The organism is Vibrio lentus (assembly GCF_030409755.1).
In the GTDB taxonomy this organism is placed as follows: Bacteria; Pseudomonadota; Gammaproteobacteria; order Enterobacterales; family Vibrionaceae; genus Vibrio; species Vibrio lentus.
In genome coordinates this window covers 873166-895033 of sequence record NZ_JAUFQE010000002.1, presented here as the reverse complement: position 1 = coordinate 895033, position 21868 = coordinate 873166, and the positions used below count along the sequence as shown (strand labels likewise).

The 21868-nt window shown below is 43.8% G+C and carries 25 protein-coding genes and 1 pseudogene; 17 read left to right on the top strand and 9 right to left on the bottom strand.

The window, feature by feature from the left end; genetic code table 11:
* Positions 1–166: 166 nt before the first annotated feature.
* The 5 genes from QWZ07_RS12420 (at position 167) to QWZ07_RS12400 (ending at position 4289) form a co-directional block, all read left to right on the top strand.
* The gene (locus QWZ07_RS12420; protein ID WP_192853092.1) at positions 167–1411 is read left to right on the top strand and encodes an NADH:flavin oxidoreductase/NADH oxidase family protein; all 1245 of its coding nucleotides are present in this window, start codon (positions 167–169) and stop codon (positions 1409–1411) included.
* A gap of 182 nt (positions 1412–1593) precedes the next feature.
* Positions 1594–2289, top strand: a complete 696-nt coding sequence (locus QWZ07_RS12415) for a VC0807 family protein (protein ID WP_017106019.1) — start codon at positions 1594–1596, stop codon at positions 2287–2289.
* Between the two features lie 350 nt (positions 2290–2639).
* A complete protein-coding gene (locus QWZ07_RS12410; protein WP_192853091.1) occupies positions 2640–2915 on the top strand; it encodes an HU family DNA-binding protein in 276 nt (91 codons plus the stop codon).
* 27 nt (positions 2916–2942) lie between these two features.
* Positions 2943–3089, top strand: coding sequence for a hypothetical protein (locus tag QWZ07_RS12405; RefSeq protein WP_017106021.1), 147 nt, complete (start codon positions 2943–2945; stop codon positions 3087–3089).
* A gap of 285 nt (positions 3090–3374) precedes the next feature.
* Entirely contained in the window at positions 3375–4289 is a 915-nt protein-coding gene (locus QWZ07_RS12400) for a VirK/YbjX family protein (RefSeq protein WP_129589993.1), read from the top strand.
* A 53-nt stretch (positions 4290–4342) separates the two neighbouring features.
* Here QWZ07_RS12400 and QWZ07_RS12395 read toward each other — a convergent pair whose 3' ends face one another.
* The 3 genes from QWZ07_RS12395 to pnuC form a co-directional block, all read right to left on the bottom strand.
* On the bottom strand, positions 4343–5023 hold the full coding sequence (locus QWZ07_RS12395) for a Crp/Fnr family transcriptional regulator (protein ID WP_192853090.1): 681 nt from the start codon (positions 5021–5023) through the stop codon (positions 4343–4345).
* Between the two features lie 126 nt (positions 5024–5149).
* A complete protein-coding gene (locus QWZ07_RS12390) occupies positions 5150–5878 on the bottom strand; it encodes a nucleoside phosphorylase (protein WP_192853089.1) in 729 nt (242 codons plus the stop codon).
* Between the two features lie 8 nt (positions 5879–5886).
* Positions 5887–6621: a nicotinamide riboside transporter PnuC gene (gene pnuC, locus QWZ07_RS12385; protein ID WP_102554894.1), complete on the bottom strand. Its 735-nt coding sequence runs from the start codon at positions 6619–6621 to the stop codon at positions 5887–5889.
* A 364-nt stretch (positions 6622–6985) separates the two neighbouring features.
* Here pnuC and QWZ07_RS12380 point away from each other — a divergent pair, with 364 nt between their 5' ends.
* Complete coding sequence (locus tag QWZ07_RS12380; RefSeq protein WP_065103683.1) at positions 6986–7189, top strand: hypothetical protein; 204 nt, start codon at positions 6986–6988, stop codon at positions 7187–7189.
* 43 nt (positions 7190–7232) lie between these two features.
* On the opposite strand, the gene QWZ07_RS12375 is transcribed toward QWZ07_RS12380, so the two are convergent.
* The gene (locus QWZ07_RS12375) at positions 7233–8324 is read right to left on the bottom strand and encodes a transporter substrate-binding domain-containing protein (protein WP_192853088.1); all 1092 of its coding nucleotides are present in this window, start codon (positions 8322–8324) and stop codon (positions 7233–7235) included.
* Between the two features lie 296 nt (positions 8325–8620).
* On the opposite strand from QWZ07_RS12375, the gene QWZ07_RS12370 reads away from it, so the two are divergent.
* Positions 8621–9007, top strand: a complete 387-nt coding sequence (locus QWZ07_RS12370; RefSeq protein ID WP_076671616.1) for a VOC family protein — start codon at positions 8621–8623, stop codon at positions 9005–9007.
* A 119-nt stretch (positions 9008–9126) separates the two neighbouring features.
* A complete protein-coding gene (locus QWZ07_RS12365) occupies positions 9127–9531 on the top strand; it encodes a helix-turn-helix domain-containing protein (RefSeq protein ID WP_192853087.1) in 405 nt (134 codons plus the stop codon).
* Positions 9532–9624: 93 nt separating this feature from the next.
* Here the strand turns inward: QWZ07_RS12365 and QWZ07_RS12360 are convergent, their stop codons facing one another.
* Positions 9625–10074, bottom strand: coding sequence for a PaaI family thioesterase (locus tag QWZ07_RS12360; protein ID WP_192853086.1), 450 nt, complete (start codon positions 10072–10074; stop codon positions 9625–9627).
* A 44-nt stretch (positions 10075–10118) separates the two neighbouring features.
* Between QWZ07_RS12360 and QWZ07_RS12355 the strand changes: the two genes are divergently transcribed.
* A complete protein-coding gene (locus tag QWZ07_RS12355) occupies positions 10119–10397 on the top strand; it encodes a DUF134 domain-containing protein (protein ID WP_017109750.1) in 279 nt (92 codons plus the stop codon).
* Positions 10398–10448: 51 nt separating this feature from the next.
* On the opposite strand, the gene nqrM is transcribed toward QWZ07_RS12355, so the two are convergent.
* Positions 10449–10646, bottom strand: coding sequence for a (Na+)-NQR maturation NqrM (gene nqrM / locus QWZ07_RS12350; protein WP_017109749.1), 198 nt, complete (start codon positions 10644–10646; stop codon positions 10449–10451).
* Positions 10643–11089, bottom strand: a complete 447-nt coding sequence (locus QWZ07_RS12345) for a NifB/NifX family molybdenum-iron cluster-binding protein (protein WP_192853085.1) — start codon at positions 11087–11089, stop codon at positions 10643–10645. Before QWZ07_RS12345 ends, nqrM begins: the two co-directional genes overlap by 4 nt.
* Before the next feature lie 218 nt (positions 11090–11307).
* Here QWZ07_RS12345 and QWZ07_RS12340 point away from each other — a divergent pair, with 218 nt between their 5' ends.
* Both QWZ07_RS12340 and QWZ07_RS12335 read left to right on the top strand, forming a co-directional pair.
* A complete protein-coding gene (locus QWZ07_RS12340; RefSeq protein WP_435434818.1) occupies positions 11308–12156 on the top strand; it encodes a DMT family transporter in 849 nt (282 codons plus the stop codon).
* Positions 12157–12320: 164 nt separating this feature from the next.
* The gene (locus tag QWZ07_RS12335; RefSeq protein ID WP_102525673.1) at positions 12321–13556 is read left to right on the top strand and encodes a membrane dipeptidase; all 1236 of its coding nucleotides are present in this window, start codon (positions 12321–12323) and stop codon (positions 13554–13556) included.
* 317 nt (positions 13557–13873) lie between these two features.
* Here QWZ07_RS12335 and QWZ07_RS12330 read toward each other — a convergent pair whose 3' ends face one another.
* Together QWZ07_RS12330 and QWZ07_RS12325 are read right to left on the bottom strand one after the other, a co-directional pair.
* A complete protein-coding gene (locus QWZ07_RS12330) occupies positions 13874–14083 on the bottom strand; it encodes a hypothetical protein (protein ID WP_192853083.1) in 210 nt (69 codons plus the stop codon).
* Positions 14084–14326: 243 nt separating this feature from the next.
* Positions 14327–15220 (bottom strand): LysR family transcriptional regulator, encoded by an 894-nt coding sequence (locus tag QWZ07_RS12325; protein WP_192853082.1) that lies wholly within the window; start codon positions 15218–15220, stop codon positions 14327–14329.
* A gap of 140 nt (positions 15221–15360) precedes the next feature.
* On the opposite strand from QWZ07_RS12325, the gene QWZ07_RS12320 reads away from it, so the two are divergent.
* The 6 genes and pseudogenes from QWZ07_RS12320 to QWZ07_RS12295 all read left to right on the top strand — a co-directional run bounded on the left by QWZ07_RS12320 (position 15361) and on the right by QWZ07_RS12295 (position 21763).
* Positions 15361–16008: a class I SAM-dependent methyltransferase gene (locus QWZ07_RS12320; RefSeq protein ID WP_192853081.1), complete on the top strand. Its 648-nt coding sequence runs from the start codon at positions 15361–15363 to the stop codon at positions 16006–16008.
* Between the two features lie 209 nt (positions 16009–16217).
* Entirely contained in the window at positions 16218–16721 is a 504-nt protein-coding gene (locus tag QWZ07_RS12315; protein WP_192853080.1) for a YcxB family protein, read from the top strand.
* Positions 16722–16800: 79 nt separating this feature from the next.
* On the top strand, positions 16801–17526 hold the full coding sequence (locus QWZ07_RS12310) for a metallophosphoesterase family protein (RefSeq protein ID WP_192853079.1): 726 nt from the start codon (positions 16801–16803) through the stop codon (positions 17524–17526).
* A 245-nt stretch (positions 17527–17771) separates the two neighbouring features.
* Positions 17772–18974, top strand: a pseudogene (locus tag QWZ07_RS12305) (YbfB/YjiJ family MFS transporter).
* Between the two features lie 14 nt (positions 18975–18988).
* Positions 18989–19618, top strand: a complete 630-nt coding sequence (locus tag QWZ07_RS12300) for a glutathione S-transferase family protein (RefSeq protein ID WP_192853078.1) — start codon at positions 18989–18991, stop codon at positions 19616–19618.
* Between the two features lie 102 nt (positions 19619–19720).
* Positions 19721–21763 carry an FUSC family protein gene (locus tag QWZ07_RS12295; RefSeq protein ID WP_192853077.1) on the top strand — a complete coding sequence of 681 codons (2043 nt, stop codon included), beginning with the start codon at positions 19721–19723 and terminating at the stop codon, positions 21761–21763.
* Positions 21764–21868 lie beyond the last annotated feature (105 nt).

Below are 21868 nucleotides of genomic sequence, written 5' to 3'. Positions count from 1 at the left end.
CTATTAACGCGAGAGCTTAAGCGGTGAAGGTCCTGTAATTCTTAATGCCTATAAAGTCCCAAACAGAACCAGAACAAGGTTCAACAAAACCTAATTGCTCGGAACCAACAACCAAATAGGTCATACTAGAGCCCTCATAGAAAAAGCCCATAGCAGCCAAAACCGCATGAACTCTATTAACCTCAGTAAACCTTTCACCCTAATCAATGGCCAAGTGATTAAGAATCGCCTATTTAAATCAGCGATGAGCGAACAACTTGGCGACAAACACCACAACCCGACAGTCGGTCTAGTTAACCTCTATCAACGCTGGGCGAACGGTGGGATTGGTTTGTCGATGACCGGTAACGTAATGGTTGATAGGAATGCGCTCGGCGAACCGAAAAACGTCGTTTTGGATGAGCAAAGTGATTTAACCGTTTTCCGCCAATGGGCTAACACTGGAAAACAAAACGGCTCTCAAATATGGATGCAGCTTAACCACCCAGGCAAGCAGATCCCTAAGTTCTTGTGCAATGAACCCGTCGCTCCCTCTGCGATATCATTAGGCCGTGGATTAGAGAAAGGCTTCAACACCCCAAGAGCTCTCAGTGAGAGCGAGATCCATGACGTTATTAATAAGTTTATTGTGAGCGCTAAACTCGCCAAACAAGCTGGCTTTACTGGCGTACAAATCCATGGTGCTCACGGTTACCTTGTCAGTCAATTTCTGTCGGAAAGACACAACCAACGCGACGATAAATGGGGTGGTTCATTGGAAAACAGACTTCGATTCGTACTCGAAGTCTATCGTGGTATCCGAAAAGAAGTGGGCGATGATTTCCCTGTTGGTATCAAGCTTAACAGTGCCGACTTCATGAAAGGTGGCTTCACGCAAGAAGAGTCAATGCAGGTTGTAAAAGCGTTGAGTGAAGACGGAATCGACTTAATCGAAATATCAGGCGGGACTTACGAAAGCCCGTCAATGATGGGTTCTAAGAACAAAAATGAACCGATAAAAGCAAGCACACTCGAACGTGAAGCCTACTTTATGGATTACATGGTTAAAGCGAGGAAACTGGTCAGCACGCCTCTCGTGGTCACTGGTGGCTTTCGAACCGCACAGGCAATGAATGACGCGTTAAATACATCCGCCACTGACTTTATCGGCATAGCTCGAACCATGGCGGTTGATCCTAACTTCCCAAATAAGTTAATTGAAAACCCAGAATACGGAATGCCACTAAACGTCCCTACTACAGGAAAGCCTTCATTAGATAGAATCGCGATGGTTGGATTAGTTTGGTACGAACATCAAATGTGGCGAATGGCCGCAGGAAAAAACACCGATCCTAGATTAAGTGCTCTTGGCGTCGTAGTTAAAACGATCTTAAGCGCAGGTTGGCACGCCTTCAAGAAACGCAGAGCGTAACGTGTTTAGCGTATTTAACGTATTTAACGTATTTATTCTCCTGAATTGAAGCCCTTACACTCCAAAAGATGTCGTTGATGTCACATGTCGTTACACAGCATGAAGCCTTAAGGCTTTACATCTTGGGCGAGGTAAACAACAATCTCTGAGAATAAATCCATAACATAATGTATTTAGAAATTATGAGTAATACAGAAAACAAAAAATCGAGCCCTCTTTTTGAAGTCGTGTTTAACGTCTTTCTTCCTTCATTCATCCTAATGAAGTTCAGTGGAGAGGAGCATCTCGGAACTGGCTTAGCATTGCTTGTCGCACTTGCCTTCCCTATTGCTTACGGTGGTATGGAACTCATCCGCAACAAGAAGTTTAACTTCATCGCGGCGCTGGGCTTTGTGAGTGTGTTATTAACGGGCGGCATTGGTTTCTTTGAACTCGATACTCGTTGGTTGGCACTCAAAGAAGCATTAATCCCAGGCTTAATTGGTTTAGCGGTACTTGGCTCTACGTTTACTCGCTACCCATTTATCCAAAAAGTTATCTTCACTCCGGCACTATTAAATATCTCTCTGATTGAAGAGCGTTTGAGACAGTTTGGCAACCAAGCTAAGTTTGATCGTTGCCTCATGACATCAAATTACCTATTCGCAAGTACGTTCGCCTTCTCTTCTGCGATGAACTACTTTCTAGCGACTTGGATTGTCACCAGCCCAGCAGGCACAGTCGCCTTCAATGAAGAACTTGGTAAGCTGACACTTTACAGCTACCCAGCAATCGCTATCCCAAGCCTTCTGATGATGTTAGGTATTTTCTACTACATCTGGCGCCAAGTGCGCGACATGACATCATTAGAAACGGAACAGATCTTCATTACTAAGTAGCTCTTACCGAACGATCTTAGAAAAACACCAAAAGCTCAGCACACTTGCTGAGCTTTTTCGTTTTACTCTCTCGTTGGTCGCTCGATGGAATTTCATCTTTGGTTGATCAAATGAATCAAATTTATAATTCGAGGCCAGTTTTCTTAGATTAGGTCAAGTAACTCGCTCTAAATCCATAATAATCAACGAATTTCATTGATTGAACCGACAGATGCTTTTATAGTCGATTTTGTTGGTTACTTTACAAAGCCCTACCCAATCACTGACATTATCTCAATTGCTATTGATAAGATCGTATCAGCTAGGTGCTAAAGGTAGACGCCAGCCGTACTCAATAAGGAATATAGATTATGAACAAATCTCAATTAGTTGAACACATCGCGACTTCTGCAGACATCTCAAAAGACCAAGCGGGCACAGCGCTAAATGCACTCGTTGAAGGCATTTCTACGACTCTTGCTAACGGCGATGATGTGTCTATCCTTGGATTTGGCAGTTTTAAAGTGAACGCCCGCGCAGCACGCACTGGTCGTAACCCACGAACTGGAGAAGAAATTCAAATTTCAGCGTCAAAAACGCCAACCTTTAAAGCAGGTAAAGCTTTAAAAGAGGCATGCAACCTTTAATACCGCAATACAACAAGGAAAGTTACGATGACTACGCCAAAAGAAAAAGCGAAAACCAGTCGCAGTAAAAAAGCTGGCAAGTCTACTAAAGCACAAGCCGAAACGCCTAAAACTCGTCAACGTATTGAAGAGCTAATGGAACAGCGTGAATTGGCCAAACTGTTAGAGTTATAGATTGTTATCGTTCAAATGCCACTGCAGCTCTGTAGTGGCATTATTTATATAAGGACCAGCGCCTACAACAAATACCCCCTCTCCCATAATAACCCCTTCACGATTAATAGAGACAAACGCACAAGTTCTGAACACTAAGTAACTGATTCAGTTACATTGTTATACATACCCATACATACCCACATGACACTTTTCATTATCATCATTTCCCTTGTTGTTTATGAGAATAAAGGAAGTAATCGCGACACTGATGTGTTCGTGCAGTGCTTCTTTGTTGAGGTGATTATGAATGTAGTTCGCATGGGAATTGAAGCTAATGTCCATAAGAATAAAGGAAAGTACAAGGCGATAGTTAAGTTCGCTGTTCGTGCACTGTTTTATTATTCAGATACTAAAAAAATGAATGAGAACTTCAGCTCTGTCGAGAGAAAACTCTTGTTCAAAAAGCAGCCAAATTTCCTCTCTAAGTTTGTCACCCCTTACTTGTGTACTGACTTCAGTAAAAAAGAAAAAATAGAAATACTATCAAAGCATTATGATTGGTTTGAAGACAATTTCACGACACAAGCGCGCCATCAAATTTATAACGAGAGACTTAACCTTTTAGAGCTTGAGATCGACGAACAAACCTACTTGCTAAACCTAAGCTTTGAAAGAAATGCGAGAAAAGAAGGCGAACTCACCCTCTCCCTTACTGATTCCATGTTGAACAAAATGTACACCATCTCATTCTCCGTTTTTAACAATGATATCTACATTGGCGGTGTGCAAGGCGGAGCAAATGACAATGGCTTCAGTCGCACATTTACAAAGGCATTTTATGGTTTAAGACCCAAATCTTTCATGGTAGAAACCCTTCGATTAATGGCGACTAGCCTGGGAATTAATCACATTTATGCGGTCAACGAAACAGGACATGTCTCAAACTCATTACGCTATGGTAAGAAAGGGAAAGCGATAAGCCTCAAGTATAATTGCTTGTGGGAAGAGCACGACGGACAGCTACATGACAAATGTTTTTACGCTTTGCCTATCCAGTCAACAAGGAAAGACCTAGAGCCTCTTAAACGTCAGAAACGAAAACTATATCGTGAGCGCTATGCTTGGTTAGATCAGTATGAGCAAGACCTGCATAACGTAATCAGTCAGCACACCCACGGTACTGACATGACACCAATTCAACTAGCAAAAGCTAGCTGATTTAATTTTGTTGAATAGAACACTAGGCCTCGCAATCGCGGGGCCTTTGAGTTTCACTCATACGAGTCAATAAAGGCTTGAAGTGCTTGTTGGTCGATAATTTCCAACCCTTGTTGCCCTTTCTTGATGAAGCCTTTATCGAGTAAGTCTTTGACTGCTCTGCGATATACTCTGCTCGATGTACCGAAACGTTCGGCCTCTTGATTCACTTTATCGAAGCCGCCTAACACGGTATTGGTGTGGCTTTGCACCAACAAATCGTAGGCAATGTTGTAGGTAATCGAGTGTAAAAGGCGATTGGTGTAAATGCTCATCGAGTCTTGGTAATCTTCGGCCAGTGCTGAGGCAAAAAAGAACATCATCTCCGGCTTATCGTGCAGTGCTTCTGATAGTTTCTGGATACAAACAACATCAACTTGCATGTGTTCATCTGCGACGACATTCCATTGGCAAGGCGTTTGAGTGAAGAACTCCATCTCGCCAAAGATATGATAGTCGCAATTCACTTCCCCCAGTTGAAAGCGTCGCCCATTAGCCGCAGAGATACTCATAGAAACTCGCCCTGCCGGTACAACATAGAGATACTGAAGCTGCTCTCCTTGACGCAAAATTTCGTCATTCTTATCAAAATAACGCGAACTCACTTGGTGTTGGTAGATGAGAGCTTTAAACTCAGAACTTTTCTGTTCTAGGTAGTTTTTAAAACGTCCGCTTGAGTATGGTTCGATCTTCATACTAACTGTCTCTCATTGCATGAACTGCTGTTGATGTTATTGCGATTGTAGCGGCTTAAACCAATGGAGAGAACAATAAAAAAGCGACGGTCTCCCATCGCTTTTATCTTCAGTTTATTGCTGCTCTTACTGAGCGATTAACGCTTCCAACGCCGCTAATGATGCAAGTCGTTCACCTTCCATCATCACTTTTTCTTCATCGACATACTGTCCAACACCGTCTTTTACATCTTGTTCGTACAAAACCACATTGTTCAGGATGGAGGCGACGTTAACTCCTCTCAAGCGCCCAACCGTAAACAGTGCCGATGTTTCCATGTCTGCCCCCAAAATGCCTTTACCATTCCAGTACTGACAGATCGCCTGTTCGTCATCGGTATAAAAGCTGTCGTGTGAGCGCACCGTTCCTAAATAGTAAGGTGTTGATTGCTCCTGCAAGAACCCATCTAGCTCTTTGAGCAGGGAGAAGCTTGCATAAGCGGGATACGACGGTTTAACGTAAGCCGCAGAACCTCCCTCATCACGAACTGCACCTTCTGCAACAATCAACTCACCAAGTCCAATATGGGACTGCATCGCGCCCGCAGAGCCGACTCTTACGATATGAGTGACACCACAAAACTTAAGCTCTTCGACCGCAATGATCATTGAAGGCGCGCCGATCCCGGTACTACAAACCGATATCGCTTTGCCTTGATAGGCGCCCGTTAAAATTCGATATTCACGGTTTTCGGCGACTAGCTCGGCGTGCTCAAGCATACTTGCGATACGGTTTGCTCTATCAGGCTCGCCACAAACAATGACCAACGGAGCAATTTGCGTTTCATCAACGCCAATATGAGGTTGCTTTGCCATCTTAACTCCTAAGAAGCCGTTGCTTGAGTCAGTGACTTATCACTGTTTCGTTTAGCTGTGCGTGCCCACTCACGAGTACCATTCGCCGCAATAAACATCAAAATAGCGTATTGAACGGACATTGCGTAAACGCCCTGCGTCGCATAAATACCAACACTGATAATGTTAATCACAATCCACAGTATCCAGTTTTCAACATACTTACGAGTCATGAGAACTTGAGCAACAATCGATAGAATGGTCATGGTCGCATCCCATAATGGGAACGCATCAGGTTCAAGAACAGGTTCCGCTAAGTCCGCACCAAATAGATTCAGGCTATCAACCGCGATGTTTGCCAGCGCAAAAAAGAATGGGTCGATGTACATAGTAAGCAGGGCAATCGAAATCGCACACGCTGCGGCTGTTGCCACCAGCTTATTTTGGCTCAACCAGCGAACTTCTAGCGTTTCACCTTGCTCATTAGGGCGTGTCCATGCGTACCAACCGTAAATGTTAGCGCAGAAGAAAAAGAGTTGAAGAAGTAACAGTCCGTATAACTGAATTTGGAAAAAGATAACCGCAAATAAGGTGACATTCAGTAATCCGAACAAATAGTTAATGGTTTTCTCTTGGCTCGCAAACCAAATGCAAAGCAGGCCAAACACAGTGCCAAATGCTTCGATCCAGCTCATTGCATAGCCATCCCCTATTGGGATATTGACTAGAGTATTGTTGATATCAAGCAGGGCGAATAGGTCCATAGGAATGTCCTTTATTATTTGTTTTTAGTAGCACCTATCTTATTGCGCTGACAGAAACAAAAAGGAGGACATTTGTCCCCCTAAGATTGCATGCGATCATAAATCAGAATAATAAATGGAAAAATCAAATTCATCGTAAAGAGCGTGACGCTTCATCGGTATTTTTGAATCTCGTTTCCATTGAAGAATAAATCACTTCCAAAAACGAAATTTTAGCTTACTGGCTTTTGGCTGATATCGCGTTGACGGGCGCGTTTGAGAAGCGCATGCTTTTATTTCCGAGCAGAATAGTTTTGGCCGAATTAATAGCCTAACCCGTCCATAACTTGTTCTGTGCAACGCATCTGATTGAATGGTAGGTCACATGAATAAAGTTATTATGTTAGTAATGGGGCTGCTTTTTACCAGTCGATTATTTGCCAGTATTGGGCCGCACGTTAGTCAACTTGAGCATGATGCCCCTATTCTTCTTCGCTCAGCATTGATTGTCGGTGTTTCAGCTTATGCCGTTTGGACTGCGTTCAAATATTTCAAAAAGAACAAAGCTTCTAGTTCAGACCAACTGTAGTGGAAAGAACCCAGAAAACGTCGAAGTAAGCAGCAGATGTCGGTTATTGATCCGCAAAATAATCGACCAAAATTTTACGCCACTTACGTGACTCACGAATTTTCAGCAGCGCACGGTTTATCTCTTCTTCGTGTGAGTTATTTTCAGTAATGATAAATCCATAATTCTGCTTTTCTAACTGATACGGCAACACCTCTAGATCATCGAACTGTCCACTTATTCTGCCATTACCGATCATATACTTGAGTACCACATCATCAGCGACAATCGCTTCCACTTCACCTTCCTCTAAAGCCGCCAACAGTCTCGGCATATCCACATAACTCTTGTGTCGAATACCAAAGCTAGTGAGCATCAAAGATGAAGTCGTTGCTACCTTAGCGCCCACCTCAACACCCGCGAGATCATTCACGCCTTTAATATGGGAAGAGCCTTGGCTAAGCGTAAGCTTGCTGGCTAATACCGCAGTAATACTGGCAATAAATAGCATGCTCAATACACCAATGAATACTGTGGCAATTCGTCCGGTTAAGCTCTTAAACTCAAAGTAATTAAATGGGCCTCGAGTGATGAACAATAAGCCCAGTATGAAGCTTTCTAACCAACGACCAGTGCGGCTTTTCATCGAATAGAGCTTTTCATTCTCGCCGTGCTCCAATACGTAGAAAAATGCGCCAATGACCCCAGAGATAAAAACGATAACACCAATGATCATCCACAATGCAGGGTTTAAGAAAATGGCGTGCAAGGTATGAAGGTAGCCCTGTTTCTTCACTGCGATGGCAAGGTGAGTTTCGTAAAAGGAATGGGAAAAGTCAGCAAACAGCTCGCGCTCTGGGGTGATTGAAATACAAGAGACTCCGATATCGATTTGCTCGGTTTCAATCGCATTGAGTAGTTCATCCAAACGGTGATTCTCTATCGTGTACTCAACGTCCATTTCTTTGGCGATCTGCTCCCAAAGCTCGACACTTAGGCCATTCCATCCACTTTCCATCGAACTGATCACAAAAGGCGGACACGGGTACACACCGACTTTAAGTGGAGAAGAGGAAGCAAAAGTACTGAAGAATAGAAAAAGAGAAACGATTGAAGTGACACTGTATCGGAGTGTCGATTTGAAGAATTTGTGCATCAGCAGCCCTCCAGAAGAAGGCAGCAATGAATTGAATACGAAGGCTCGACTAATGAACGCACATCAGCGCGATCAGAAGTGAAGAAAGATTATGATAAATTCAATACTGCCCTAGCTTTATTCGTTATTACTTTAACTATAGAGAACCCTATTTATTGTGCAAAGAATGGGCTTAACAAAGTACAAACGATAGAACAAAACTGACTCTACACTTCCATAAAAGCAATATAGAATAAGTATTGTCACCGCCTTCTGGTTATTCTTTTTCTGTTCCCAACAATTAAAGGTAGTTCACAATGAAAATCGTCGTAACAAGTGTTCCCGTTGAAGACCAAGACAAAGCACTGGATTTCTATACCAATATTCTGGGCTTTATCAAGAAGACAGAAGTCCCGCTTGGTGAGCACAAATGGTTAACGGTTGTGTCACCACAAGAACAATCAGGCGTTGAACTTCTGCTTGAGCCAATGGCTTTCGAACCCGCTAAGCAATACCAAGATTCATTGAAAGAAGCCGGCATTCCTTGGACGTCATTTGCTGTCGATGACGTTAACGCAGAATACGAAAGATTGGTTGATTTAGGGGTCGAGTTCTCAATTGCGCCAAGAGAAGCAGGAAGTGTGATGATCGCCGTCTTAGACGACACCTGTGGTAACTATATCCAGTTGATGCAACTGCTATAACACTCAGCTCATTCAACCAACAGGTGCTGCCAAAGGTATCACCTGTTGGTCGTTCGGCTCTTTCGTACTGAACAAGACTAATATAAATAAGTGTCCATCCAATAACGGGTTAACGAGCAATGTCATCACCCCCTAAAACATTCTATGAACAAGAGCTCGACCGCTTGGACAGTGAGATATCACTTCCTGCCAAACATTACGTGCTCATCAGACAATCGAAGCGGTTCATAGAAGAGTATTATCCAGAAAAAATAGACTTAGATGACCTAGCCAAATCCGCATTTATGTCTCGGTTCCACTATATTCGTATATTCAAACAGGTATATGGCGTGACACCTAGGAACTACCTGAAAGACATGCGCATTTCCAAAGCCAAAGAACTCTTGAAGCAAGGCCATTCTGTCACCGATGTTTGCATGAGTGTCGGCTATGAAAGCTTGGCGACTTTCTCAACAACCTTTAACAAAAGCACAGGTTATTCACCCAGAGAGTATCAACGTTTGTATAATGAAAACCTGAAATAACGTTCGATTTGAATACCCTGCCGAATTCATCCCATACACCTTCCACCAACTCCGAGACCTATTACGTGTTACCTGACACCTAATGGCTAAAACCTAAGACAAAAACTGGCTTTGTGCCGATGAACACAGTTTTCCGTTCTGAGTGATTTTGCTCTCTAAGAAGTGAATGTTGCGTCGGCTTTTGACCCATTGAGCGTGAATTTCTAACTCTTGACCAATAGCTATTGGATGATGAAAACGAGACGTTAAACTCACCGTCATCGCGGTGATACTATTTTGGAACAAGCAATGCAGCATCGCGCTGTCGTGTAATGTAGTAACAATGCCACCTTGCATGATGCCATCGTAGCCCTCAGCTTTATCTGTTGGTACAATCTTGGCTCTTGTTTCATAATTAACTAAAGCTTCATGATTGGCCAAGGCTTTATGATTGACTAAAGTCTCGCGTTCGCCAACGGCTTCAAAACAAATGGGGCTGTCTGCAAAAAAACCTTGGCTGCATACTTGGCAGCGACGATGATTGTGAGGAATGAAAACCTTCATACTTACCCTTATTCCTTTTTACCCTTAGATTCCTAGAGATTGATATGGCTCGACCAAAAAAACATCGCCAGTTATGTACCCGTGCGGCTTATTCTTGTTTTAAGCCTAATGGCGTCCCTATGGACGAGCTTCATAAAGAAGAACTGCTATTAGAAGAGTTAGAAGCCTTACGCTTGGCTGATCAAGAAGGATTGAGCCAGCTTGAAGCCGCCGAACAGATGCAGGTGTCTCGCCAAACGTTCGGCAATATCATTAAGCGAGCACGAGCCAAAGTCGCCAAATGCATCGTCAACGGCCATGCGTTGGTCATTCAAGGCGCTTAACTCGCGTCCTAACCAGAAATGATTTAGCGTAAGACCACTGATTCCCAAGACTTAGCTTGATGGCTCAGTAATCTGATACAACGTTCGGCTATGCTCTTCGCACACATCCTTGCAATTGCATTCGCGCTCAATGTCTAACTGCGCGAGCCCTCCACAGCTGCCTTTGATTGGCTTACGTGAAAAAATCACGCCTATCGCCATCAGAAAAACGATCCCAACAAAACCCAGTAGCGTGAGTAAGAAAGTCATTTACGAACACCTCGAATAACACTGAACCTATTCGACTGTGGCGTGTGAATCGACGTTTCTTTCTTGTGCCCTTTGTCACCGCACGTTTTCTCGCGACACCCGCTATTACGTGACTCTCGACCATAATCGAGGCTGGTCACTTCTTGCAGATGGCTCAAATCTAAAGCAGCGATTTCTGCCTTTCCTGTCGATGCAAAAACTCGAATATCGTTGTTGAACAGGTGCGCTAGCATCTTCTTCCCTATGTGACGGACAACTACAGCCTTCACATCGTAAGATTTAACGACAGACATCCATTGCTTCTTCTTATTGCACGGGCTGTCTGACTCAACCAAAGAAATAAGATGCTTTATTTGTTGTTGTTCATCGACAATGGCTATCTGCGGAGAACGAGCAAAGTGGTTACCGACATGAAGGTCGCGACAAGGTACTGCATATAACATAGTAACTTCCTGTTATTGATGATTAGAAGTTCAGCATACGCCTCGTTATTGGCATATGCCAATAACTATCGTGTGAAAAATTAGATTTACTGTTTGTAGAGATCTTAATGATGAATAGGCAAAATCTAATAAAACATTGGATATCAATTGAATGCAGCGGTTAAACTCTGAACAATCACTAAGTATGGAAATCTGACACGCACACAAGGGAAATCACTATCTCATCAACAATTCTTTGGATGATAGGCACACTGATATCATTCAGTTTGATGGCCATCGGTGCGCGAGAGCTCAGTGGTAACATCAGTACTTACCAAGTGTTACTTGTACGAAGTGTCATTGGTTTATGCGTCGTGTCATTTTTGATCTTCGCGTCTAAGAAAAAGGAGTTGTTTTCGACAAACCGACTCCCCTTGCATAGCCTGCGTAATATCTTTCACTTTGGTGGGCAATTTGGCTGGTTTGTTGGAATTGGGCTACTTCCTTTATCGGAAGTGTTTGCGCTTGAGTTCACCGTTCCACTATGGACGGCACTATTGGCAAGTCTCTTTCTGGGGGAAAGCCTCACACTAAAGAAAATGATGGCTATCGCATTAGGGTTACTCGGCGTTGTCATCATTGTTCAACCGACTCAAGATGTCATGAATGCCGGAGCTATTGTCGTGTTGTGCGCTGCATTTTGTTACGCGGTCGCACACACCTCGACTAAATCGTTAGCCAGTACTGAGGCTCCGCTGACGATCCTGTTCTACATGTGCTTAATTCAACTGCCCATAGGCTTTGTTCTCTCTTGGCAAACATGGAAAGCACCCTCAGCATTAGAGTCAGTTTGGTTGTTGCTTGTCGCCTTATCTGCCCTCTCTGCTCATTATTGTTTGACCAAAGCTATGAAGAACGCCGAAGTCACTTTGGTGATGATACTCGATTTCTTCCGCCTACCTGCTATCGCCGTTGTCGGCATTCTGCTGTATGACGAGCCATTAACGCCCGCGCTCATCATTGGTGGCGTGGTGATGCTGTTCGGGAACCTGTTAGTTACCTATAAAAGCAATCGCCGCAATCAATAGCAAAAGACCTCGCTATCGCAAAACCATAGTTTTATCTATCCATAATCCGATTAACAAGAAGAACACAGCCATGTCGCGAAATGCACATTTTCAGTGCTGGGTTCCTTTATTATCTCCTACATCAACAGCGCACTTAACTCGCTAACTAATGTAGAGGTTACATCATGAAAAAATTAATCCTAGCCGCAACAATCGCATCACTATCAACTGGTGTAAACGCATCTATTGAAACATTAGATTGGCATGAATTTGCTTCGCCAGAAGCGCAGAAATTCGCACAAGAAACCATTGTGTTGGACTTTTATGCCTCTCCTAGCGCTGTTGGCTTCACTGAAGATTCTGATGTTGCTCGCTATATCGACCTTGCTCATGAGCGTGGCATAACAGGCGCATCAGTAACGATTGCTGCACCTCACACACCAAATATGTTGGCGTTTAAGTCTGAACATGCGAAGTGGACAAAAGCATCAGCGTCTGCCAATACACCAATTCGTTATGTTGAGAGCGTTGAAGACTTCCAACTCGCTCATGATAACGGTGAATACGCGATAATGTGGGCAAGCCAAACAACCATGCCTCTGGAAGGTGACGCTTCAAATGTTGCAGTCATGGCTGAACACGGCATCAAAACGATGCAACTCACCTACAACGAGACAGAGCTTACAGGTTCTGGTGTTATCTCTATGATAAACGGTGATAAATCGGGCCTAACTGAGTTTGGTAAAGAAGTGATCGATGAAATGGTGAAACACGGTATCACGGTTGATCTCTCTCATACGTCTCACTACACAACTGAAGATATTACCGACTACATGCAGAAGCATCATAAAGGTGTGCCGGTTATCTATTCGCACTCGCCAGTTGCATCAACTTACGGTTGTAAGCCTCACGAAACACTGAGTGAAACGAAGCAGCGTATGGCAGAGAAAAACCTACAAAAGGACCACCCCGATTACCGTTTATCTGCGTGCTACCGATTAATTTCTGATGAGCAAGCGGAGACTGTTGCCGAAATGGGCGGTGTAGTTGCAGTAACTGCGACAGAATTCATGATGGACGGCGTTTGGCCTGAAGACATCTCGCCACAACAATTTGCAGAGATGATTGATGGTGCGGTAAAAGTAGCAGGTATTGACCACGTCGGCATCGCAACCGATGACATGATGACAACAGCAAAAGTGGTACCTTTTGCCGTTGCTAATGCAGACAAGTACGCTGATAACGGCTACATGGTGGAAGCATTCAACAAAGGCGCGACAGGCTGTGCAGAGCTGTCAAAACACATTGCAGGTGTTGTCGATGCTTTATGGGAAATGGGTTACTCAAATGAAGACCTTGCTAAACTATTCGGCGGTAACTTAATGCGTGTTTACGAACAAACATGGACGCCAAAAGCTTAAATTATTTTGCCCACAGAAATGTGGGCTTTTTTGCCATCATTAGGCTCTAAACGATTATCGTATTGAGTAAATAGAGCCTTATCTCTCACCTCTTTCCCAAGATACGCTTGGTGGCAACTAGACACTGCTATTAATAGAACAGAGAGCGATGCCTAACACCCTGTATATTTCACGTTTTTGTTCTGTGACATCTTCGTAATACTGGTTCAATAGAACGCTGCTATCGCCTACCTTGAACAGAATATACGTTGCTCTATCAACTTCGAACCAATCGAACGTCCCATGCTGATTGTACGTCGTCATTGTTCTGTTTATTTTCAAGAGAGATACACCAGAAGAGCAAGACAAGCCGACACACATAACCCGAAGAAAGAGAAAAAGAACCCCGCCCCTAATGCAGTCTTTTCATTTTCTGGCATTGCCCTGCTTTGTTGCCAGCCAAGCTCACGAACCTCATCCTTCGTAAGGTTTAAGTCTAATTCTTCAATGTATCTATCGAGTTCATCATTGTGCACTGATCCAATCATCTTCTATCCCCTCTAGCCGTTTGATTCGTATTTTATGGCCACCCTATGTTTAATTAAATTAGATAATTTATAACAGGCGTTAAGGTAAATAGAACACAATAAAGATCAGGTTAACGAACGACTTCCACTTCCTCAACTGGTCGCTTTATGAGAGCTAGTGAACTTGTGTTGTTGCTTCAGTGATAGAGGCTCAACAACAGGAGCTTCAAGGTTAATTAAGCTCCTTACTTCTTCCTATCAATACTATTTTGATAATTCTTTACTCAAAAATTCAAAGACATATTGGATTCTCCGATTGGTTCGAAGTTCACGATGAGTCACAAGCCAAAGCTCAGTTGAGACAACCCCAAATTCCGGCAGTACTTTCTCTACACCATCTGCAGGTTGAACCAAGCTTTCTTGAAAAAAACCAATACCAACACCTTGTTTGACTAACTCCCAATAGACTGTGTGATTGCTTGTCGTCACTGGAAAGCTCTCAGTGGTAAGGCTTAAACCGCGTCGATTTAACATCGAAATAATGTCTTGATAATCAGGGGGGCCGATAAAAGCAGCATGATTAAAATCAGACAAAGCTTGCGGATTATCGATTGAATCAAGATAGGAGCTTGTCGCATAAAGGTAGAAATGATCATTTCGGAGCTTCTTAGCGATTAAGTCTAACTGCTCAGGTCTGTAAGATCGGATAGCAATATCGGCCTCCCTGCGTTTCAAATCACTGCTCCCGTTAGATGCGACCAGTTCAATCGTAATTTTGGGTTCAATACACCTCAACTTCGATATGATCGCAGGCAACTCATAAACCGCCATACTCTCTGATGCACTGATGCAAACCGAACCTTCTAATAACTCTGACTTCCCAGAAGCTGTTAGGGATAAATGGGCGGCAGCATTCCCCATACTCTTGACACACTCAGCCAATTCGACACCACTTGGCGTTAACTCAAGCCCTTTACCGACACGCTCAAATAGAGCAACTTTAAGTTGCTTTTCCAATGCATTGACTTGCCTACTCAACGTTGGCTGAGAGCTATTTAAAGCCTTCGCTGCCGCTGACAAAGAACCCAACTCAGCTGTTGCAAGAAAAGCTCTCGCATGATTCCAATCAAAATCTACCGCCTTCCAATCTATTCGCATATGAATACCTTTTATGCATTTTCGCCCCTACCAATCCATAATAGCATCGATAGAATGTAGTTAGATTGTGAATTTCAACTCATCAAGGTCCAACTCAGGCAACAGATGTATGGTTTAACAAAACTGAAAGGTGGTAGGTAATGAACAAGACTGAAAACTTCTGGAATAAGGCGTCAAAAGGTTATGACAAGTCTGAGGCTCGCTTTGAATACATACATAACATGACAAGAGAAAATGCCAAAAAACACCTCAATGTTAGCAATGTTGTACTGGATTATGGATGTGGAACAGGCACAAAATCATGCGAGTTAGCGAGCCATGTTAAGGAAATTCATGCCATTGATATATCAGCAGAGATGATCGAAGCGGCAAAAAATAAAGCCGCTAATAACAACATAAAAAATGTCCATTTTGCCCAAACTACTATCTTTGACAACGAATACGAAAACGAGTCATTTGATGTGATCTTCGCTTTCAACATGTTACACACTGTTGATAACCCCCATCATGTCGTTCAACGAATACATGAGCTACTAAAGCCTAATGGGCTATTGATTTCGACCACACCTTGTCTAGGGGGAAGGAAGTCTTTATTGGTTAGCATGCAGATTCATTTGGTTAGATTACTTTCGAAGATCGGAATCATCCCCATCACGATCAGGCAATACAAAAGCTCTGATTTAGACAATTTATTAATAGAAGGTGATTTCCAGATAACGGAAGCCAAAGAGATATACAAAGGGGCATCTAGTTACTTTGCTGTCGCAAGAAAATCAAATCGCCATTGATTAGAGCGAAGAAATACGGTGATTATTCGGAGTTAGAATCCCATGGGCGATAGAATGAATACGCTGTGTCGGTATTATTGATTTACAAAAGAGCATCAAAACCGCTAAAGAAAAGCATCGAGAAGCGATACAATGCTCGTGCTGCAAGACCGCAGCAAGCTATACCTATTCAATGAAAGCACATTCACAGAACCTTAAAGTAGCCACACATGTCTAAAGATCCCGGTTTCACCACAGAATACACCCTCGACAAGACGTTTTTTGCAGAGTGTTATGATCAAACTAGCCTTCCGACTCAATTTCCAAAAGCCTATTTAAAAGGAATACTGTTTCTTGTTTTTGGTGTGGTTCTATTAGAGTTTGAGCTATTACCGAACGGTTACGTTGGCTGGTTCTTTATCGTTTTGAGTGTGATTGAAGCATTCAGTGTGTACTGCAAAAGAACCTGGTGGCTATGGCGACAAAAAATCAGCTCCGGCGCAGGTAGCAAAGTGGTCTTTTCGGGGGATACTGATGGTGTGAGTTATAAAAACCGCAAAGCCACCAATACTATCGCTTGGAGTGACATCGACCAACTTGAACAGACCGATCTCGGCTTTATCCTTCATATTGGAAAACAGCGCCAATATGTCAGTAAATCTTGTTTAAGTGATGAAGCAATCGCTTTCATGATTGAACAGCACGAGGCTTCTAAAGCATCCAAAGCGAACTAGCATCTCTAAATGCCTGCCAATTTGGCAGGCATTTTTCTATCATCTTTAACAATGTGCATGTAATGACCGGACTCCAACAATGAACACCATTTACCAAATCAGTGACTGTCACCTTTTAGATGAATCTAGCTACGAAAACCTGCGTAAAGCCTTGGAACACGTCGCTAACGATCCAACCTGTGAGAACATTTTCCTGACCGGTGATATTTGTTGTAATCCAAAGTCGGGAGACTACGTTCGATTAGAGGCGTTCATTAGGCAACACATTGGTGATCAATCCATTTATGCGATTGCGGGCAACCATGATGACTCTTACTTAATGAGCACAGAGCTAAAAGGATCGACGATTTTCGTCACCGATAAAGCCACTGTCTGTGAACGACAGTTTTTGTTTCTGGATTCTAGCGACAAGCCACTCGATAGCCGTCACCCTCTGGGTTCTGGACGTATTGATAGCCGTGGTATGACGCGCCTAAAGCAACAGCTGAGAAAGACAAGCATCCCAATCGTTGTTATCCATCACCCTATCATTCCAGTCGGAGCTGAGTGGATGAAAGTCATCTGTTTGGAAAACGATGTCGATGTGATGAGCCTACTTCGAAAACATAGCGTGCGTGAAGTTATTTGCGGTCACGGCCATGATGGAATAACGGTTACACAACAAGGCGTAACTCAATACATGGCACCTTCAACAGCCTACGGGTTTGATCACTCTATCAACGAATACAATCGCAGCGAGAAGATTGGAATAAGTCGAATTCGTTTGTCGGCTAATTCAATCGACTATCAAGCTGTTTATCTTTAATCTTGAGCTGTAGTCAAAAATTCACGATTAACTCGTGAGCCATTTATCCAGTACAAGTCTCTTTAAGCATCTGCGCGTCTAAACCACATGTTCAAAAGAATGAATTCCAGAATGTAAATGACTGATTTGATATTTACAGAGGATATAAATCACCATCAAACTCCACACATTAGAGTAGAAACCCATTTGGAGCACTCAAGTTAAAATGTTAGCGTTATGTTACAAACGCAAATATCAGGCGCGACATGCAACAAATAAAACTCTTAAACCGCGCAACTTTCGCTGGGCTTGCGGCAACATTAGTCGGTAATGGCATTGGCCGCTTTGCCTACATTGCCTTGATGCCAGTGCTCATACAGAGCGGATGGTTCTCAAGTGAAGATGCCTCAACGCTTGGCGCTGCAACGCTGATTGGCTATATCTTTGGGGCTCCTGCTTCCAGCTTTTTACAACGATATTATTCAACAGGCACACTCATACGCGCCTCTTTGTTATTGAGCAGCTTTAGTTATCTTGGTTGTGCCTTAAAGTCTGCCCCCTTTGAATGGTTTTTAACATTGAGAACCATGGCGGGAATATCAGGAGCCATTCTTATGGTGCTCGCTCCCCCGATGATCGCTAGCCTTCACCCTCAAGAGATGAAAGCAAGAATCAGTGGCGTCGTATTTTCAGGGATCGGGCTTGGTGCCATGATCTCAGGAACGATCATACCTCTACTTATCTATCAAAGTGTGGAAAGTGCATGGTTAGGTATGGGAGCCATTGCTTTTCTAGCGACCGTTTTGACATGGAATACATGGAATCTTGAGGCTAAACAGAGTCATTGTACGATGAGCCCAGCTTCGTTTAGAGACTTATCCAAGCGCACACGTATCAGTATTCGATTTGTGCTTTTAGCCTACACCTTTGGCGCCATTGGTTACTTGCCTCACACCCTCTTTTGGGTCGACTATATTGTTCGTGAGTTGGGAATGACTTTATCAAGTGGCGGGGTTTATTGAGCCGTATTTGGCATCGGCGCTGCAATTGGGCCAATAGTGACAGGCGTATTAGGCGATAGGATCGGACTCAAAAGAGCGTTATTAACTGCGTTTTTCTACAAAGCGATTGGCGTTGCACTTCCACTATTGAGCACAGGTGCCGTTGCACTTTTTGTTTCGTCCTTGCTCGTCGGTATGTTCACTCCAGGTATCGTCACACTTGTATCAACTTACACTTTAGAACTCGTTGGAACACAGCTCCATACGAAATCTTGGGGAGCCATGACAATGGCTTTTGCTATTTCCCAAGGCGTGGTTGGCTTTGTTATGGCTCATTACGCACCACAGTTAAGCAGCTATAACATCCTATTTATGGTCAGTACGAGTGCACTCATCTTGTCGATAGTCTGCATTGCCTTTACATCAACCAAACAGCAATCATTAAACACTGCTCAAACAAATTCTTAGCAAAGGAATCGCTCATGAAACTGTACTTAAATGATACCTCACCATTCTCACGAGCGGTGTTGGCCACTGCCTACCTGTGCAATGCGCCACTTAAACTTGAATGGATCGACCCATGGCAGACACCCCAAACATTAGTCACAATCAATCCATTAAGTACCATCCCGGTTCTTGAAACTCATGAGGATATTGCGCTCACCGAGAGCTTAATGATCTGCGAGTTTCTATTGCAGGCTTACCCAACTAAAACACTCATAGCAACCAACACTAGTGATAGTAAGCGCATGTCGTTATTGGGAATGAGTAAAACCCTCATGGAAGTAGCATTTCGCTGCGCTGCATTGAGCCGCTTTGACGCTGAACAAAATGTGCTGACAGTTAGAGGAAAGGAAGGTATTCAAAGAAGCGTTCAATCACTTATCGAACAACTGAATAACACTCATGATTTACTTCAGCCTGATTTCTCGACGTTGTACCTGCACGTTGCATTAGATTACGTTCTGTTCAGGCACGCGAGTTTACTCTCAGCTAGAGAAATAGACACCCTCTCCAACGCCTTACAAAGTTCCCCTTTCACAGACACACTGGCAAAGTTAAGCCTAGAAGCGTTTTCCAATAAACCAAGCTTTAGCGAGCTATGGCAATAGAAGAGGCTTGCAGCGATTCAATTTATCAATCTGTGATTGAAACCAGCACAATCAAGAGGTTTGGCGTTACACTGAACGAGACATAGTAAGTAAAGAGGGTCTATGAAGTTTTCTCCTGCCATTCTCCGTAAAATCTGGTACTCCCCTTCGATTAACCTAGGGCTTCGCGCCACCAGTGCCATTGTGTTGTTTCTTGGTTTAGGGGTGTTGTCGAATCACCTCAACATCGCAATGACCGCGCTAATGACTATGCCTGCGGCTTTAATTAGCGGTCTTGATGCAGCAGGCCCAAGGCGGTGGACGCGTTTTGCGATTACCGCAACCACTTGGGGAATCACTTTAGCCATCAGTTACGTCCTGTTGAACAGTGGGCTGCCTTTATGGTTAACCTACGGCGCAATGGGTGCCTTACTTGCCAGCGCAGCGGTCAATGGTCCATTCTGGGCACGGCTAGGCATGTCCAGCCTCTTAATTGCAGTCGTCACCCTATCACTCCATAATTCCAACTCAGCGCTAAGCTTGTACCCAATGCTGGTACTTGGCCCACTTACTTTTGCACTGTTTAGCTGGCTTTGGTTTGCCCTGTGGAAACATTATGCGCTGCGCGTGTGTCTATCTGCGATTTACGAAACGTTGGCAGACTACATTCAATATCGCCAAGCCTTCTTATTAGGAGGCGAAAACGAAGCATCCAAAAGACGCATCAAATACCAGCTCATCGAGTTGTTCCAACAGGCACTTCAATCAGAGTCCTTTCGCTCGAAACACGAAGACGCTGACTCGCTCCGACAAGCCCTATTTCTCGCGCTCGATACATTTGAAGTGATACTCAGCAGCCATACAAGTAACCCTGATTTATTGAGCCAGTTTCAATCTAGTAAGGAAAAGCGTGACTTGTTATTGGTTTGGAGCCAACATTGTCAGCAAAGGCTAAGACACAAAGCCAAACAGCTTTTGCACAACACGAATGAAGAGATGGAGCACTTAAGCTCATTAGAACAAGAAGCCGATGACTTGATTGAAGCGGTAAAGCTTGAAGACCAACCCCGCTTTCGTTATTGGGCATACGCAGTGAAGCACATTTCTCGTCGTATTGAGCTTAACGAACCCGCCTATGAACGCTCTTTTGAAGTGCAGCCGTTCGAATTGTCGTTTCGTCTGCCAAGCCGAGGCACCCCGATTTGGCGTCATGTTACCCGTGTTGGTTTGATGTTCGCACTTGGTGCTGGAATTGCCGAATACTTTGAGTTGATTCGCCCTGACTGGGTGTTGATTTCGATGTTAATGGTGATTCAACCAAGCTTCTTGGCGACCCGCAGTAAAACTTGGCAACGCTGTTTAGGCACGGCACTTGGTGTGCTGTTCGCGACTTCCTTGATTCATATTGGCGTGCCAACGACCGCGATGTATACGCTAATTGTCATTCTCTTACCCGTCGCGATGCTTAATATCATGCGTAATTACTCATTAGCCATTGGTTGTATTACTGCGCTATTGATTTTGATTTATCAGACCATGGCACATCAAGGGCTCGATTTCGCAGCACCACGTTTGATCGACAACATCGTCGGTGGCGCCATTGTGCTGCTCGGTTATGGTTTGTTGTGGCCGCAATGGCGAGGCAAAGAGATCCACAACCAAGCGTTAACGGCTCTGAACAGTTCAAAAAGCTTGTTTGTGTATTGCTATGAACAATTGCAAGTCGACCCTGAACAACGCGACCACATGGCCTTAACCAAGCAACGTGCTGCCATGCTCACGGCAGAAAGCGACCTAGAACTCATCTATAACGAAATGCAACAAGAGCCAAGACACACTCGCGCCGATCCCCATTATTATGAAGATATGCTGAGTCACTATCGATTATTGAGCCATTATCTTTGTCTGCTGATTCCGCTCATCAGAACAGGCACGCAATACCAAGGAACTCAACAAGTCGAACGCTTAATTCACGATGCTATGAACGCGTTGGTCAATACCATTCGCGATAATCGCGTCCATGAGCTACCCGCGCTAACCAATACAACAGATACCGACCAACCCACTTCCACAACAGGTCAACGCTCAGTAGAAGAAATCATTTGGTTGGCATTGATGACGATAAAACAAATGCACGATTTAGTTCGGCGTAATCTGGAAAGCTGAATTCAAGACTTAAATACCAATAACGAATCAGATTTCGCTCTGTATTCTTGGAGCGAAGCGTTTGGCACGCTTTGAGGAACTGGCTTATTAAAAATAATCATCGAC

What these genes read in the sequence shown, in the direction of transcription:
- QWZ07_RS12310 (WP_192853079.1), top strand. Translation starts at nt 16,801, where the DNA reads ATGAACACCATTTACCAAATCAGTGACTGTCACCTTTTAGATGAATCT.
- QWZ07_RS12295 (WP_192853077.1), top strand. Translation starts at nt 19,721, where the DNA reads ATGAAGTTTTCTCCTGCCATTCTCCGTAAAATCTGGTACTCCCCTTCG.
- QWZ07_RS12410 (WP_192853091.1), top strand. Translation starts at nt 2,640, where the DNA reads ATGAACAAATCTCAATTAGTTGAACACATCGCGACTTCTGCAGACATC.
- QWZ07_RS12355 (WP_017109750.1), top strand. Translation starts at nt 10,119, where the DNA reads ATGGCTCGACCAAAAAAACATCGCCAGTTATGTACCCGTGCGGCTTAT.
- QWZ07_RS12380 (WP_065103683.1), top strand. Translation starts at nt 6,986, where the DNA reads ATGAATAAAGTTATTATGTTAGTAATGGGGCTGCTTTTTACCAGTCGA.
- QWZ07_RS12325 (WP_192853082.1), bottom strand. Translation starts at nt 15,220, where the DNA reads ATGCGAATAGATTGGAAGGCGGTAGATTTTGATTGGAATCATGCGAGA.
- QWZ07_RS12370 (WP_076671616.1), top strand. Translation starts at nt 8,621, where the DNA reads ATGAAAATCGTCGTAACAAGTGTTCCCGTTGAAGACCAAGACAAAGCA.
- QWZ07_RS12400 (WP_129589993.1), top strand. Translation starts at nt 3,375, where the DNA reads ATGAATGTAGTTCGCATGGGAATTGAAGCTAATGTCCATAAGAATAAA.
- QWZ07_RS12415 (WP_017106019.1), top strand. Translation starts at nt 1,594, where the DNA reads ATGAGTAATACAGAAAACAAAAAATCGAGCCCTCTTTTTGAAGTCGTG.
- QWZ07_RS12345 (WP_192853085.1), bottom strand. Translation starts at nt 11,089, where the DNA reads ATGTTATATGCAGTACCTTGTCGCGACCTTCATGTCGGTAACCACTTT.
- pnuC (WP_102554894.1), bottom strand. Translation starts at nt 6,621, where the DNA reads ATGGACCTATTCGCCCTGCTTGATATCAACAATACTCTAGTCAATATC.
- QWZ07_RS12320 (WP_192853081.1), top strand. Translation starts at nt 15,361, where the DNA reads ATGAACAAGACTGAAAACTTCTGGAATAAGGCGTCAAAAGGTTATGAC.
- QWZ07_RS12330 (WP_192853083.1), bottom strand. Translation starts at nt 14,083, where the DNA reads ATGATTGGATCAGTGCACAATGATGAACTCGATAGATACATTGAAGAA.
- QWZ07_RS12300 (WP_192853078.1), top strand. Translation starts at nt 18,989, where the DNA reads ATGAAACTGTACTTAAATGATACCTCACCATTCTCACGAGCGGTGTTG.
- QWZ07_RS12390 (WP_192853089.1), bottom strand. Translation starts at nt 5,878, where the DNA reads ATGGCAAAGCAACCTCATATTGGCGTTGATGAAACGCAAATTGCTCCG.
- QWZ07_RS12365 (WP_192853087.1), top strand. Translation starts at nt 9,127, where the DNA reads ATGTCATCACCCCCTAAAACATTCTATGAACAAGAGCTCGACCGCTTG.
- QWZ07_RS12360 (WP_192853086.1), bottom strand. Translation starts at nt 10,074, where the DNA reads ATGAAGGTTTTCATTCCTCACAATCATCGTCGCTGCCAAGTATGCAGC.
- QWZ07_RS12335 (WP_102525673.1), top strand. Translation starts at nt 12,321, where the DNA reads ATGAAAAAATTAATCCTAGCCGCAACAATCGCATCACTATCAACTGGT.
- QWZ07_RS12405 (WP_017106021.1), top strand. Translation starts at nt 2,943, where the DNA reads ATGACTACGCCAAAAGAAAAAGCGAAAACCAGTCGCAGTAAAAAAGCT.
- QWZ07_RS12395 (WP_192853090.1), bottom strand. Translation starts at nt 5,023, where the DNA reads ATGAAGATCGAACCATACTCAAGCGGACGTTTTAAAAACTACCTAGAA.
- QWZ07_RS12420 (WP_192853092.1), top strand. Translation starts at nt 167, where the DNA reads ATGAACTCTATTAACCTCAGTAAACCTTTCACCCTAATCAATGGCCAA.
- QWZ07_RS12375 (WP_192853088.1), bottom strand. Translation starts at nt 8,324, where the DNA reads ATGCACAAATTCTTCAAATCGACACTCCGATACAGTGTCACTTCAATC.
- nqrM (WP_017109749.1), bottom strand. Translation starts at nt 10,646, where the DNA reads ATGACTTTCTTACTCACGCTACTGGGTTTTGTTGGGATCGTTTTTCTG.
- QWZ07_RS12315 (WP_192853080.1), top strand. Translation starts at nt 16,218, where the DNA reads ATGTCTAAAGATCCCGGTTTCACCACAGAATACACCCTCGACAAGACG.